We start from the raw sequence: 14,695 nt of genomic DNA, 5'->3' as shown, positions 1-14,695 counted from the left end.
ACATTGTCACTCCCTGTCAATTACCTAGAATTTAATAACCCTATCCATATTGTGTGGCGAAAAGGAACTCCTTCAGACCCTTATATTGATAGACTGGATATTGCCCGTGTCGTCAATCAGCGCGTATTTTTGTTAGAAATCCCCGATGAAATGTTTAGAGTTAGAATTTCTGGGATGTTTGAGATTAACTATGAAAAATTTATCAAACAAAACTTAAAGAACAACGAATTTTATGTAGACTATACAAATGGATTTATTTATTTTCATGTATCTAGGGAAGCTGAAACCATGTCCATTGTCTATAAAGGCAGAGGCTTAATTCTCTATCCTTCTACACGTATTGCTCATTATGATGGGACAGATTCTACAGAGACATTACATGAAATTATCGAGAAAAGTAAATCACAGGTTCGAGAATTGATTGATCGAACTGACAACTATGAAGAATATCTAAAAAAGCTTACTGTTGCTATTAACAATTCTAATCATGCGACTGATCAAGCTTTAGATGCAACTCAAAAAGCAAAGGATGCTACAGAATTAGTAAAGGATGCTTACGAAACAACGGTTTTAATTTATCAGCCTTTCGTAAATACATATGATGAGATTGCACAAAAATTCCCCTACCCTGAAGTGGGATGGACTACACAAGTCTATGACACTGGTATTCGTTACAGATGGAATGGAAAAGCGTGGGTGCCTATTGATGCTTTAGGCGGTAATATCCCTCTTGCAAGTGAGATTATCAATGGCTTAATGAGTAAAGAACAGTTCACGAAAGTCAAAAATATTACTGAATTTGTGAATGAAAAAATGATAGTATTCATCATTCCAAAAGATATTTTGCAAGGTGTACAAGACCCCCATATAGTATTTGAATGGGAAGGTGAAATTGTTGAAATAAAAGCATGTGTTTCAACTACAGGCTTACAACCTACCCCTATCCATGTACAAAAATCGACTAATTTTACAGATTGGTTTGATATTACGGATAGCCCCATAATCATCGCGGAAGAGAAACATTATGATAATCAAACATTTTTAGTAACAAATGTCCAAGTAAAGAAGGGAGATGTATTTCGACTATACATCCCTTCTTTTTCAATTGATGCTCAAAATTTATCAGTAAATATAAAAATATTGCTAAATGATTCAATATTATAATACAAAGGAAAGAAGGAATTTAATTATGACAAACGCACCTATGGTAAGTTGGTATGAAGGCACTAATGAAAAATCAAAAGAAGTAAAATCAACTGTTAATTTTGGTACAGTTGATGCTGACTCCTCGTCTTCTACTAAAGTTTTTTATATTTGGAACAATCGTGGCGGTACTAATGATTGCTCAAAAATGGAAGAAGTTGTATTTACTACTCGTGACCGTAATGGTGGTATGGGCGATACAGTTGGTAATATAGTAGAAGCGGTTCGTGATAATTGGTTTCACGTCAGAGTTGATTCATTAAATGAATCAGACTTCACACCAATTGGTAAAGGTGGTATTCCTGATAATCCAACAGGTGTGAAACCGCTTGGGACAAATGGAACAACAACTAATATGAACGCAGCTACTGCTTCTGTATGGACAGCCTCTAGTCCATTAACTCTTGGCGTATACGTGCAGCCCACTGGACCAAATGGTTTCATTTATAAGGTTACTAAAGCAGGGACAACAGATGGCACACAACCTGGATGGATTACAGTAGAAGGAAATCCTGTAGTAGATGGAACTGTAGAATATATTTCTGTAAAAATTGAGAAAATACCTGCTACACAAGAAATTTTAGGTTTAGCCAATGCTACTAAAGATGATGGGACAAATGCTAATTTAGCAGGTGGGAACTTTGTTCAAGTTTCAGTGTATGCCGAAGTCCCTATTACAGCAAGTGCAGGGAAAAATCAGTTAGTTCAACGTGTTTCGTATCGTTACGTTTAATACAGACAAACAATATAAATTTTACAGGGTAAGGGGCTTGCTCCCCTACCCTATTTTTATCGCATTTTATAAGTAAAAAGCTTCAATACAATGAAGGAGATTGATAGAAATGATATTCGCAGATTCAAGAAATATACAAGCGGTTAGTATTCCCTTTAATTGGAATGCTGACTATGCAGATGGAAAAAACTATGCGGAGTATGATCTGCTCACGCATAAGAAAAATGATTTTTATTTAATACAGAAAAATCAGGTCATTCGTTTTGGTTTGTTTGGTCAAGGAATGAAGTTTTTCTTTGAAATGTCAGATGGTTCATTTAATCTAAATGGCAGAAGAATTGAAGTTGAATACATTGATGAAGAAAATAGAACCTATCATTTAACAACAAACTTTGCACATAAAGACCTTATAACATATAAAGAAGCCTATTCTGATTACAACAACATGCAAGGTATTCAGCAATCTAACTTAAAATCCATTAATTTTGGTTATAAAACAATTTACCAAAAAGATAATATTCAACTATTTTTCCAGCCCATCATTTCACTTCCTTTTAATAAGAGTGCTTTTATTGAAGTGAAATTAACCTCAAATAAAGACCTAAATGGTTATTTGATATTTAAGTCAAAAGGATTGGAAGTAGAGCGCTTCTATGCCCCACTAGAATCTAATAAAGCAGGTCAAATAAATTGGACAATCAAATAATAGAAAGCGTAGAAATATATGATGAAAAGATTTTGGCTACTTCTTCCTGACAAAAATAATTCCTTAGAAATAACAACTGTAAATAATAAACTGTCTTTATTAGAGTCTTCAATTGAAACAGTCCACACAATAGAAACAGGAAAATACTCACTTGAAAAGCTAATAGATAATTTTGTTAGCAAAGATTTAAACGCCAAAATTAGCGAAATCAAAGCACCAAAAAGCTCTAAACTAATTGTATTATTTTTAGACAATTCTTTTACAAACGTAAGTGGCAGTTTTATTACTTTTATTGGTGGTATTGAATCTATTGATATAGGAGATAGACAAGAAGACAACGTAATTCACATTTAAGAAAGGAAGATGCCTTATGACAACTGTAGGCGGTAACTTAGAACAAAAAGAAATAGGCTTACCTGTTGGTATCTCAGGTATTCACAATAATACAGAAATTGATTCAGCAACAGGCTATTTGAGATTAGCTCAAATTGATACAGATGGTCAAGGGAACCTTGTTTATGCAGAAGAAGGTACTTGGATTTCAGATGTGATTAATCTTGGAGATAAATTTACTGATTTTGAAAAAGTATTTAGTAATAGTGCTAATAACGGTTCAAGTTCATTTGCCATTTTAACAAGGGTTTCTGATAACAATATGGATTGGTCTGATTGGACACCTATTGCCCTCGATGGAACAATTCAATCTGATACAAAGCAATACATTCAAGTTAGAATTGATTTATTTGCAGGGTTTGTAACAGATGTGTTTTTAATTCCCTTTGAACAATTTGAAAATAATAGTTTTACAGAAAAAATTCAAACAAAAATTGGCTCATATGTTATCCCTAAGCTCACTTCAAATACATCATCTTCTTTAGGATTCGCATTTTCTTCTTCTCAATACAATGCTACATACGATACTTGGAAAGCTTTTGATGCTACAAATTCAACGGATTTTATAACAGCAAACTTAGTTGTCTTAGGGTATATTGGTTTTTGTTTTGCATCAAAAATTAGAATTAGTAAATATAAAATTAGAAGTACCGCAACATCTAGTGTTGTTCATGCTATGCCTAAAAATTGGGTGTTAGAAGGTAGTAACAATACAGTAGATGGTCATAATGGAGAATGGGAAATTATAGACACACAAAATAATCAAAATTGGGCTATTAATGTTGAAAGAGAATACGAAATTATTAATCCAAAAGAATTTCATTCTTATAGAATAAGATGGACTGAAAATAATGGTCACCCTTTATACACTAGGTTTGCTGAATTGAATTTTTTTGAACCTGATTCTTATGGATTCAAACTAAAGCGGGATTATACGTATGATATGACACTTGATTCAATATGGGAAGATGAAGGAAGTTTACACAGGAAGAAAATTACTCGTGAGGAATGGGTGAAAATTGATAGATTAGAGGTGGTGAAGATATGACAATTTTATATGATAAATCAGTTGCTATTCGTGAAATGAACAGATGTGGTTTACATTGGTTTAAATTTGATGAAGCTAGTGGCAATGTAACAGATTCTAAAGGTTCGGCTGTAGGTGCTTTATATGGTTCGCCCTTTCGTGTAACAGGTTGGAATGGTGAAGGAAATGCCATGAGTTTTGATGGGGTAGATGATTGGATTTATACTACACAGAAAGTACCACTAGGAAAAATAAGTATTAGATTAAAAATAAAAACTACTCAATTCACTTTGAATGGTGGAACTAGTTTAGTGTGTACATGTCAAGGGACAGGTGAATTTGGTTTTTTAATTGTTTTAGAAGAAGGAAAAATAGTAGCCTATTCTACAAAAGGAACTTCAAGTATTTTCAATATTGCTTTAAAAAGTACAATTACAGTAAATGATGATGAATGGCATGATGTCCTATTCACTTGGACAGGAGATACTTCTCTTGATGGTGCGAAGCTTTATATTGATGATTTAAACATTCCAAATATCACAGGAACAGCTCTTGTGGCACAATCGAACTCAACTCTTAGCACAGGAACGATTCAAATGGGAGATAAGAGGTCTTCAACAACAAACAGCCCTTTTAGACCATTTAAGGGGCAACTCGATGAAGTAGAAATATATAATGATGTGATTGACCCACATTTTAATAAATCACTTATTTTACATGATGGTGAGTATAAAAACTATGTAAAAGGAAATCCCTATATTCCATCTGAGAAAAAAAATATAGTTATGACCTCTAATTCGACTCCTGCTCCTTATGCAGTTAGTTCTAGTAGTATTTATAGTGCATCCTATCCTGCATGGTATGCATTTAATGGAACGACCAATGGAGCAGGAGATTGTTGGGCATCAAGTGGAATTAGTTCACCTCAATGGTTGCAAATAAAACTAGATTATCCTCTAAAAATAGGAAGTTATAGCATAACAAGTAGGAACTCTGGTTCGAGTGAAGACATAAATCAATCTCCTAAAGATTGGATATTACAAGGCTCTGACAATGGTACTACTTTTGATAATTTACATACAATTATTAATGAAGTAAGTTGGCAAGCTAATGAGACAAGAGTATTCGATGTAAGCACCGATAAAGAATATTTATATTATAGATTATATATCACTTCGAACAATGGTGGAACTCTTGCAATGGCGGTAGGAGAACTTTTGTTATATAGCCTAGAAACAAAAGAAACAAATCCTTCATGGCAAACTATGTCAACTTCTCTCCCTACCCCAAATCAATTCTTAGAGCAAGGAATGGATTTATCTCCCCTACTTGACCGTAGAGTAGAAACATTAGAGCCTATTCCAATGATAGAAAAAAATGAAATTTTAGGTGCTAATGAGATTGGAAAAGTGTTTAGTAAAACTATTGATTTAAAGAAATATTTTGATATTAGAATTATGAAAGTAAAAATGAATATATAGAAAGGAGATTTTTATGAGTTCAGTATTTTTAGATAGCTCTAAAAGCGTTGGTTCTGTTGTATTAAGTAATAATAATTTAACAGTGTCTTTGTCTGGGTTGAATTCAAACACTAGAGCTAATGTTGGAAAAATTAGTGGTAAATGGTATTGGGAGATTACTGTTATTACATCTGGAAATAATGCAATTTGCATAGGTATACATAACACAAATTCATTTTCCGCATATTCGTCTCCGAACGCTAGATATTATTATGCAATTAATGGAAACGTTTTTCCAGAAAATACTTTATACGGTAACACGTACATTACAGGTGATGTAATTGGAGTTGCATTAGATTTAGATATAGGAACTTTTGAATTTTATAAGAATGGTGCTTCTCAAGGGATTTCACATACAAACATCAAAAGCATGGGAGAAGTCTTTCCATTTCTTATGTTCGCATCGAGTTCTAGTAACGCACAATTAACTGCTAACTTTGGTGCATCCACCTTTAGATATTCTATACCTTTCGAATATCACTCGTATGATGGAAGTCAATATGGGAGTTTGAGTAAAATCTTACTTTTATCAAATAGTAAAACTTACTCACTATTACCAAAAGAAACTAAACATGAAACTAATATGACTTCCAATACTGCTCCTTCTCCATTAGTTGCTAGTTCAAATTGGTCATACAACGCAAATATGCTTCCTTATCTTGCTTTTAATCCTGCTCTTTCAACTAGCAGTGGGAATAGGTGGGCAGGATATAAAAATGGTTGGTTACAATTAGATTTAGGTTCAATTCAAGAATACTCATATATAACAATGAGAACAACTGTAGCGCAAAAAGATGAATGGACAAAATCGTTTTATATTAGTATATCTACTGATGGGATTAATTTTGCAACCATATTTGATACTACTAATATAGGATTTTCATATGCATCGGAAGTTAAAAAAATAAATTTTAAAAAAAATTATAAATTTAGATATATAAAATTTAATTTTAGAGAAAGTTTTTCATCTAGTGCGTCTTATGTAACCATAGACTATATTACTTTTGGGAACTTTAAAAACTATATATATGAACTACCGAAACAAAGTAAAAATAATTATATAAAATATGGCTCCACTGCACTTAATGAGTTACAAGAAATTATTACTAATAAAAACTACATTTTACAAGATGAAGCTTCAGAAAATGAACAAGGTCTTTGGACAACTCAATTAGATAGAAAACCACTCAGCATTTGTTTTAATTAATGCTGAGTTTTTATTTGATTCTTAAAATATAAATAAGAAAGGATGGTTAAATGACTATAACTTTTGATATAACAAATAAAGGAAATTCAATTACATTTAATAATAACAATTTAACAGCTACAGCTACACAATCTCAATTTGCAAGAGCAAGCACTCCTATAGTATCAGACCATACTTATTTTGAAGTAAAATATGATTCTTTTGTTGGTACAAATTCACTTCTTATAGGGGTGGTGTCAGGAAGTGCGAATTTAGTGACAGATAGTATTGCGGGTTTAAATATAATAAGCAAATCAAGATTATATGCTGGTCTTACTGGATTTAAATATGATGGGAAAGGTGCATCATTTGGTGGTAGTACTTATGGTTCTATATTTACTACAGGAGACTATATAGGCGTATATGTTAATATCCGAAAAAACTCAATAGCCTTTTATAAAAATGGCGTATATCAAGGTGTTGCTTTTTCAGATATTAATACATTAGATGGAGATAAAATTTATGCAGGAATTGGTAGCGGAACAAGTACTGTTGGAAATAGTGTTACAGCTACTATAAATTTCGGCGATAATCCATTCAAGTATATTCCTGATAATCTTCCTAGAGAAGCAAGAGCATATAATCAAAAATTAATTAAAAGCTTTATAGCATTAAACACCGTTAATAAATATTATTCTTTATCGAATAACACCCTAATCCACCTACCAAACAACTCCCCTAAAAATATGATTTTACATGGAATTGAACAAGGGAAAGAGATTCAATTAGATGTACCTTTTACAAAGCATAACTATGTGTGTGAGTCACCTACTACTATTTCGAGTGGTAAGGTGTTTACACAAGATTTTGGTAGAATTAATAACTTAAATATAAGAGAGGTGAAATAGATGATGGCAACAATAGGTCAACAATTATTGCAACCTGAGAGTGGTTGGCAAAGGTATGACGATACTCATTCTTTTATAAAATATAGTGGGGATTGGACTAGTGTCAATAGTCCAAACTTTTATAAAAATACGGTCACTCACAATAAGAACATTGGGGGAAACGCTACTTTTTCATTCAAAGGAACAAAAGTGAGAATCATTGGAGCAAAAAATGGTATTTCTCCATCTATAGGAAGTTCGAATGTTACTGTTAAAATAGATGGCATCGAAGAAGTAGTGTCATTTTATAATCCAACTGTTCTTTATCAAATTATTATATATGAAAAAGTAGATTTAGAAGATAAAATTCATCGTATTGAATTAATAAATAATGAAAATAATTATATTTGGCTTGACGCAATTGATATTGACATTGATGGAGACTTGGTACGGTATGATTATTTTGAATTGAATTATCCAGAACCAATGCGAAAATATGGTGTCGCATGGTTCGATTTCGATGAATTAAGTGGAAGTGTTTATGATAAATTAGGCAATAATTATGTAGGTACAGTGTCAGGTGCTACAAGAGTAGATGGTTGGAATGGTGAAGGGTATGCTATTGCATTTAATGGTAGTAGTCAAATTATCACGATGAATAACCCAATTATACCTGTTGGAGAAAAGACTATTAGATTTAAGGTCAAAATTCCTAGTTATAAAACTACCGCCAGATTACTTTCCAATGCCACTGCTATAACAGGGGTTGGGTTATCAATTCAAATTGTGGATGGAAAAATACTATGTGTTATTCGTGGAGCTAATGCTAAATCAATTGAGACACCAATGAAAATAGAAACTAATGCATTTCAAGATATTATGATTACTTTTAGCGGTAGTACAGAAACAGATAGCATAAGTTTTTATATCAATGAGGGATTAGTCTTTAAATCTTTAATTGGAACAGTAGAAAAACAAGGTACTAACAATCTATTTATTGGCACAGATGCATTTTACAACAATGTTAATGAATATTTCCAAGGAGAATTGGACGATTTACAAATCTATAATAAAGCCCTAATCCCTTCTGATTTCACTCAAAAGCGTTTAGCAATCAAATCTGAATCCAATAAGAATCTTGTTCTCTCCCCTACTTCAACTCGTGTAAAAGAAATTCCTAACACAGAAGAAAATACATTATTAGCTCAAGGTGGTGTAATTCGTGAAATTGATTCAGCAATTGATAGACCACCAATTGACTTAACAAGAACTTCGACTGAATATGAGATTGTGACTAATAATAAATCGCCTTTAAACAATGGGAAGATATTTACTATCCCTATTGATAATAATTTTAAAACAGCATTCATTGAGGACAACTATTAAAATGGTTGTCCTTTTATTATGGAAAAATATTGGAGGTCAATACAATGGCTAATAGTAAAGATAATTTAAGTAAGTATGGTAAAGCTTTTATTGGCTTTGATGAAATAAGTGGCAATGCTATGGATAGTATTGGTGGTTATACAGGTACTTTATATAATAATCCTCAGAGAGTTCAAGGCTGGAATGGTAAGGATTATGCTATGAGTTTTAATGGAATTAATCAATATGTACAATTTAACAATAGTATTGTACCTAATAATTCGTCATACACTATTCGTTTTAAATTTAAAAAGGATACTGTTCCTACTGTTTGGGGCAACATTTTAGCAACAACTAGCTTTAGTGGCACAGCAAATGGTACTCATATTGGGATTAGTACAAATGGTAGATTAAGTTTTGCCAATATAAAAAATGGTGTCAATAATATAAATGGTGTTACTACTTCTATACCTATATGTGATGGACAATGGCATGATGTAGTGATATTTTTCGATATTGAGAATAATAATTTGAATATATTTATAGATAGAATTAATAGAGCTTCTAGGACACTTCAAGATGTTAATATTACTAATAATATGAATATGTTTATTGGAAGAAGTGGTGGAACTGATTATCTCTTATGCTCCATTGATTCGTTAGAGGTTTATCATCAAATTATCTCCCCTATCCCTGATAAATACCTAGTCCAGCACAATGCACAATATAAGTACCATAACGGCACTTCATGGAAAACAACTACAGCAACCGAAGAAAACTTCATCCAATATGGTATGAACAACCTAAATCATATTACAGAAGTCCAATGGCAAGAGCTATCAGGAGATAAATCAATCGTTATGTGGTCTGATTTTGAGGATAAGCAATATGCTTCTGTTGTGCTAAATAAAGAAGACTTTACAGCAAAAGAATTACTAGGCGATAACCCACAAGTCATTTACTACACAGATTCAGATAACTCACAAATCGTTGTAGAGACAGGCGTTGACCCATATAGTGTTTATGATTACATTGGTGAATTACCTACTGTAGTAGCCTACACAGAATCAGCAGATGATATTATCGTTTCAACAACTACTGAACCATTTGACCTTTATGAGGAATTTGGTGATGAAGTTGAGGTTCTTTGTCATATAGGTGGTGAAACTGTCAATGAAGCAGATTTAATCCTTGAGGCAAATTGGTCACCTGTTGATGAATTAGAGGGGGATTTTGAGGTTGTGACATGGACGGATGAAGCGCCTGATACTGCTCAACGAGTGCTTGAAATGAAGGCAGTACCTAAGCCTCAATTCATTAAATTAGTCAATCCTAAGCGTCTATATGGTTATTTAGATGATGTGGTGGCAACTGATATTTCTCAATCCTATCGTGATGAGGCTCGTTACTTTGTGACGGATGCTGATACAAGCAGATGGTATGTTTGGGATAAAGAGAGTGAGACTTTTGTTGAGAAAGATGCTTCTACAGAACAGGCAATCTCAGCAAATGGTATGAAGCATGATGAACTGAATGCGATTACAGATAAGCAATGGCGCACTTGGCATAAAAAATACCTTAATATTGGTGTGTTCTTAAAAGACAATCCTCGTGACACAATTGTTTCTGTTGTTGAAAATGTTTCATATAAAGACTATCTTCCACGTAATACGACAACTGTTTCAGATACAAGCTTATATATCTTAAATACAACAGCAAAAATTGATTTACAGTTAAATGGAAATCTATTGACAGGTGTCTTAAGTGATGATGATTTAACGCGTGTGCAATATCGTGTATCCCTAAATGGTCAAAACTACTATCCGCATGATGGTAGTTGGACAACTTTAGGAAGCTCCCCTCAAATTATTGCTTTATCTTTTGCAAGCTCTGATATTAGGATTGATGATTGGAACACAGTGAAAGTAGAGTTTAGGGATTTCTACGGCACGATTGATTACTGGCAAAATCGATTTATGGGGGCTTATTCAGGTCTTATATTTAAAGATGTCTATGGTCAGTATTACTCCAGTGAAATCGGTGAACTGTTAAATTATCTTGATTTTGGTGTGATTATTGCAGGTCAAACTACAATTGAGCATGAAGTTATTTTAAAAAATCAATATGGCTATGATGTTAAAGATATTCATTTATATGCTAATACCACAAACTTCCCTACAGGAATGAAATGTGAATTTAGTACAAGCCTATCTTCTTTCACACCTCAACCTGAATTAAGATTAAATAAAACATTGAAAAATAATGAAGAAATGTCATTTTTCATTCGACTAAAAACTGAATTAGGTGCAACGCCTGACGCAAATGGCTCATTTGACATTATCGTGAGAGCAGACAAAGCCTAATCACAATACAATGTGATAAGGAAGTGATTTTATGGAGGATACAAATTTTAATTTTTCCTCTCAAACTAGTGAAGATGAAATCGTAATAGCTTCTATTGTTGATTCATCTTTTATTTGTGTTGAATATGAAGTAAGGCCTAACAATTTATTTCAAGCAAAATATAAATTAATTGCTGTTGGTCAATCTGATACATCTAGTGAATTAACCTCAAGAGTAAAAAATAATGCTATAACTTTTGTGGAGATTACGGCTCGTGCTATTGCTCATGATCATAAAAACACAGATATTAATATTATGTATAGAGGTATAACTGATGTACTTATTGAAATTCAACCCATAGGCTATAATAACCTAGAAATTGACATTGAAGTACCACCACATAATAGAATGTGGGCTACCTATGAAGTACAACAACCACCTATTGTTACAGAGATTTTTAATCCTTTCCAAGATGCTTTTACTAGAGAGAATCTTGCTTACCAATCCATTAACTATGGCTCCAATTTATCTATGGTTGTGGGAAGAAGTGCTGATGATATTTGGCGTTCTTTTGTGCAATTTGATTTATCATGGTTCAATCCTTCCTATAGATTAACAGACGCAAAACTTCGCTTATATTACACAGGCTCAGTCCCACAAAGCCTGAAGCTTGAGTTATTTAATGCTAATAGTGCATGGTCAGAATATGGTATTACTCACTTAAATAGACCTACCCCTATCGAGCTAATTGCTAATGATTTTACTGTAAACATGAAAAAGAAATATGTAGAGTTCAATACGCTTAAAATCGTAGAAAATTGGATTCAGCAAAAGCAAGTCAATAATGGTTTTATACTGCGTGTAGCCAATGAGTCATTCAATGGCCTTGCTACTTTTAGAACGCGTGAGTCTCTGAACCCACCTGAGTTAATTGTTAACTACTACGACTCAAGAATTTTTAGCTTTGGTCGCTCACAGGTGGTAACTGAAATTAACACCATGAAAAAAGGGGTTTCAGACACTCTTACAGAGATTGAAGTAGATTCAGTATTTCGTTTTAATGCAATAGATACGTATATTTACGCTCATAGAAAAGAAGTTCCTTTAGATGAAGATATTACAGTTGAAATTACTGTTACACTTCCTAAAATCCATTCAGAAATTGTAGTGGCAATTCCTGTTGATGACGATATTTTTACTGGCATTAACGTGAGAATACCGGAATATAAAGAGATTAATGTCGAGCTAAGTATTTCAAGACCTATTGTACCAACTGAGATTTTTTCAAGCTATATTATTAACTTGCCTACAGAAATTGTTGCTAGAACTGTAGACGATAGTGAAATCTCAACTGTGATGACAGTGTCACGACCTAGTGTAGCAGCAGAAATATTGCCTAGATTATCTGGCCTTAATGACATCGCAACTGAGATAGCGACTACAAGAAAACAAATACCTATTGAAATCAGCGTTTCCGTAGAAGCATACAATGACACAGCTGTTGAATTAGAGGTAATAAATGAAAAGAAACAGCATCTAACGTTTGCTGAGATTTCTGTCTCTCGTGAAGAAGTTCTCATCGAAATTTCCCCACGAGTTGAGAACCAAATTAGTTTATATACTGAAATTTCAACAACTAGAGATAGTGTTTATACTGAGATTTTCAACAGATATGCAAGTCAAGTATTAGTGGAAATCGAACCGATCATTAAAAGTGATATTAAAACTGAAATCACAGCTTCTACACCAAAAATTTGGTTAGAAATTACTTCTAGGGTTATGGAAGAAAACAATGTAGATACTGAAATCTTTATCCCTTTTGAAAATCTATTAGAAACAGAAATAACAGCACATATAACGAATAATGTTGATACGATTATTGATATTATCTCCGTTAATAAGATAAATGTTGAAATTACTGCTACAAAACCGAATGTATGGACAGAGATTGTTATTCCTACTTGGGTCAACCTAGATATTCCAACAACGATTGAACCACGTATTCTCATGGTTCATAATATAGCCACAATTATTGTTGTAAATGGTAAGGTATCTGGCTACGCATTTATTATGTAAAAAGAATGGAGCATAAAATTATGATAATAAAAAACTATGAAATTGGAGAATTACAATCTTTCCTTTTTAATTTAATTTTAAAGAATAAAGAGTCCAGAATGAGAACACGTTTTATTAATCTCTTATCAAATCAATTAGATGTAATACAAAGAGAGAGACAACAATTAATTAATGACTATGCCTCTAAGGACAATGATGGCAATATTGTAACAGAAACTAGAGCATTTAATAATAAAGAAGAGGAAATTGTTGTCTTCCCTTCTGAAGAAGCAGAAAAACATGCTCAAACTCAAATTTTAATTTTAATGAATGAAGATTTTATTATTGAAGAAACCGCAGATAAAATTGACATGCTTAAAACTGTTCAACATATTGTCTTAAATTGCGATTTAGAATTTACAGGTCAAAAAGCTGTTCTCTATGATAGATTTTGTGAAATTTTTGAAGATATTCAGTTGCTCCAAGATGCAGAAGTTGCTCAGTAATTTCTTACAAGGATAGGTGGGAATTATCTCCTTCCTATCCTTTAATAATTGATAAAAGTCGGTGATTACATGCAAAATGAAAAATTTGGTGAGCGATTGGCTAGTGTAGAAGTTGAAATCAAGAATCAAAAAAGCCGAATTTCTAAATTAGAGGGTAATAATGAATTGCTCCATCGTTTAACCGTTGTATCTGAGCAGCAGCAGGAAATGAATAAGCATCAACAAATCCAATTAAATAGTTTGGATAAAACGTTTAATAATATCAATATCAATCTAACAAAGTTAAATATGTCACAGGTGGAATTACAGGAGGATGTCAAAGAGATTGGTAAGCGTGTGGATGGTATTGAAGAGGATTTAGAGCAGGAAACAACAAAGGGTAGCCTGTCAATTAGTGACATGATAAAACAATATCTTCACTGGTGGATACTGCTCCCTACAGTTATTATTGGTGCCCTTCTTTTAAAATCATTAGGGCTATAGGAAAGGAATTGATCGCCATGAAAATCAATTGGAACGTTCGTCTTCGTAATCCTCAATTTTGGATTACGGTAGGTTTATCTATTATTACCCCACTATTTGCCTATTACGGGATTACGGGAGCAGATTTAACTACTTGGGGAAGTGTCAAGAGCTTACTACTCAATGCAGCCTCTAACCCATATGTATTAGTGTTAATTGCTGTCAGTATATACAATGCCGTTTTAGATCCTACAACAGCTCACTTGGGGGATTCATCCCAAGCATTAACCTATAAAAAACCGAAATGAG

General features: G+C 33.0%; 14 protein-coding genes. All 14 read left to right on the top strand.

Annotation, left to right across the window (positions count from 1 at the left end; genetic code table 11):
- The first annotated feature begins 3 nt into the window (after window positions 1–3).
- The 14 genes from MHB44_RS07680 (at window position 4) to MHB44_RS07615 (ending at window position 14,694) form a co-directional block, all read left to right on the top strand.
- Complete coding sequence (locus MHB44_RS07680) at window positions 4–1,164, top strand: hypothetical protein (protein WP_341302236.1); 1,161 nt, start codon at window positions 4–6, stop codon at window positions 1,162–1,164.
- A gap of 25 nt (window positions 1,165–1,189) precedes the next feature.
- A complete protein-coding gene (locus MHB44_RS07675; RefSeq protein ID WP_341302235.1) occupies window positions 1,190–1,936 on the top strand; it encodes a hypothetical protein in 747 nt (248 codons plus the stop codon).
- A gap of 109 nt (window positions 1,937–2,045) precedes the next feature.
- A complete protein-coding gene (locus MHB44_RS07670; RefSeq protein ID WP_341302234.1) occupies window positions 2,046–2,642 on the top strand; it encodes a hypothetical protein in 597 nt (198 codons plus the stop codon).
- Window positions 2,643–2,660: 18 nt separating this feature from the next.
- A complete protein-coding gene (locus MHB44_RS07665; RefSeq protein WP_341302233.1) occupies window positions 2,661–2,996 on the top strand; it encodes a hypothetical protein in 336 nt (111 codons plus the stop codon).
- Window positions 2,997–3,012: 16 nt separating this feature from the next.
- Window positions 3,013–4,083, top strand: coding sequence for a hypothetical protein (locus MHB44_RS07660; protein WP_341302232.1), 1,071 nt, complete (start codon window positions 3,013–3,015; stop codon window positions 4,081–4,083).
- Window positions 4,080–5,543 carry a discoidin domain-containing protein gene (locus tag MHB44_RS07655; RefSeq protein ID WP_341302231.1) on the top strand — a complete coding sequence of 488 codons (1,464 nt, stop codon included), beginning with the start codon at window positions 4,080–4,082 and terminating at the stop codon, window positions 5,541–5,543. The genes MHB44_RS07660 and MHB44_RS07655 overlap by 4 nt, the downstream gene beginning before the upstream one ends.
- Before the next feature lie 13 nt (window positions 5,544–5,556).
- Entirely contained in the window at window positions 5,557–6,789 is a 1,233-nt protein-coding gene (locus MHB44_RS07650; RefSeq protein ID WP_341302230.1) for an SPRY domain-containing protein, read from the top strand.
- Between the two features lie 50 nt (window positions 6,790–6,839).
- Complete coding sequence (locus MHB44_RS07645; RefSeq protein ID WP_341302229.1) at window positions 6,840–7,676, top strand: SPRY domain-containing protein; 837 nt, start codon at window positions 6,840–6,842, stop codon at window positions 7,674–7,676.
- The gene (locus MHB44_RS07640; RefSeq protein WP_341302228.1) at window positions 7,677–9,041 is read left to right on the top strand and encodes a LamG-like jellyroll fold domain-containing protein; all 1,365 of its coding nucleotides are present in this window, start codon (window positions 7,677–7,679) and stop codon (window positions 9,039–9,041) included.
- 44 nt (window positions 9,042–9,085) lie between these two features.
- Window positions 9,086–11,383, top strand: a complete 2,298-nt coding sequence (locus MHB44_RS07635; protein ID WP_341302227.1) for a LamG domain-containing protein — start codon at window positions 9,086–9,088, stop codon at window positions 11,381–11,383.
- Window positions 11,384–11,414: 31 nt separating this feature from the next.
- A complete protein-coding gene (locus MHB44_RS07630; RefSeq protein ID WP_341302226.1) occupies window positions 11,415–13,439 on the top strand; it encodes a DNRLRE domain-containing protein in 2,025 nt (674 codons plus the stop codon).
- Window positions 13,440–13,459: 20 nt separating this feature from the next.
- Window positions 13,460–13,924 (top strand): hypothetical protein, encoded by a 465-nt coding sequence (locus tag MHB44_RS07625; protein ID WP_341302225.1) that lies wholly within the window; start codon window positions 13,460–13,462, stop codon window positions 13,922–13,924.
- Between the two features lie 69 nt (window positions 13,925–13,993).
- Window positions 13,994–14,407 (top strand): hypothetical protein, encoded by a 414-nt coding sequence (locus MHB44_RS07620; RefSeq protein WP_341302224.1) that lies wholly within the window; start codon window positions 13,994–13,996, stop codon window positions 14,405–14,407.
- A gap of 17 nt (window positions 14,408–14,424) precedes the next feature.
- Window positions 14,425–14,694 (top strand): phage holin, encoded by a 270-nt coding sequence (locus MHB44_RS07615; protein WP_341302223.1) that lies wholly within the window; start codon window positions 14,425–14,427, stop codon window positions 14,692–14,694.
- The last annotated feature ends 1 nt before the right edge of the window (window position 14,695 follow it).

Source organism: Lysinibacillus sp. FSL H8-0500 (genome assembly GCF_038051955.1).
GTDB lineage: Bacteria > Bacillota > Bacilli > Bacillales_A > Planococcaceae > Lysinibacillus > Lysinibacillus macroides.
This window is presented reverse-complemented; position numbering and strand designations above follow the sequence as displayed.

What these genes read in the sequence shown, in the direction of transcription:
- MHB44_RS07670 (WP_341302234.1), top strand. Translation starts at nt 2,046, where the DNA reads ATGATATTCGCAGATTCAAGAAATATACAAGCGGTTAGTATTCCCTTT.
- MHB44_RS07645 (WP_341302229.1), top strand. Translation starts at nt 6,840, where the DNA reads ATGACTATAACTTTTGATATAACAAATAAAGGAAATTCAATTACATTT.
- MHB44_RS07615 (WP_341302223.1), top strand. Translation starts at nt 14,425, where the DNA reads ATGAAAATCAATTGGAACGTTCGTCTTCGTAATCCTCAATTTTGGATT.
- MHB44_RS07630 (WP_341302226.1), top strand. Translation starts at nt 11,415, where the DNA reads ATGGAGGATACAAATTTTAATTTTTCCTCTCAAACTAGTGAAGATGAA.
- MHB44_RS07665 (WP_341302233.1), top strand. Translation starts at nt 2,661, where the DNA reads ATGATGAAAAGATTTTGGCTACTTCTTCCTGACAAAAATAATTCCTTA.
- MHB44_RS07620 (WP_341302224.1), top strand. Translation starts at nt 13,994, where the DNA reads ATGCAAAATGAAAAATTTGGTGAGCGATTGGCTAGTGTAGAAGTTGAA.
- MHB44_RS07650 (WP_341302230.1), top strand. Translation starts at nt 5,557, where the DNA reads ATGAGTTCAGTATTTTTAGATAGCTCTAAAAGCGTTGGTTCTGTTGTA.
- MHB44_RS07625 (WP_341302225.1), top strand. Translation starts at nt 13,460, where the DNA reads ATGATAATAAAAAACTATGAAATTGGAGAATTACAATCTTTCCTTTTT.
- MHB44_RS07635 (WP_341302227.1), top strand. Translation starts at nt 9,086, where the DNA reads ATGGCTAATAGTAAAGATAATTTAAGTAAGTATGGTAAAGCTTTTATT.
- MHB44_RS07655 (WP_341302231.1), top strand. Translation starts at nt 4,080, where the DNA reads ATGACAATTTTATATGATAAATCAGTTGCTATTCGTGAAATGAACAGA.
- MHB44_RS07675 (WP_341302235.1), top strand. Translation starts at nt 1,190, where the DNA reads ATGACAAACGCACCTATGGTAAGTTGGTATGAAGGCACTAATGAAAAA.
- MHB44_RS07660 (WP_341302232.1), top strand. Translation starts at nt 3,013, where the DNA reads ATGACAACTGTAGGCGGTAACTTAGAACAAAAAGAAATAGGCTTACCT.
- MHB44_RS07640 (WP_341302228.1), top strand. Translation starts at nt 7,677, where the DNA reads ATGATGGCAACAATAGGTCAACAATTATTGCAACCTGAGAGTGGTTGG.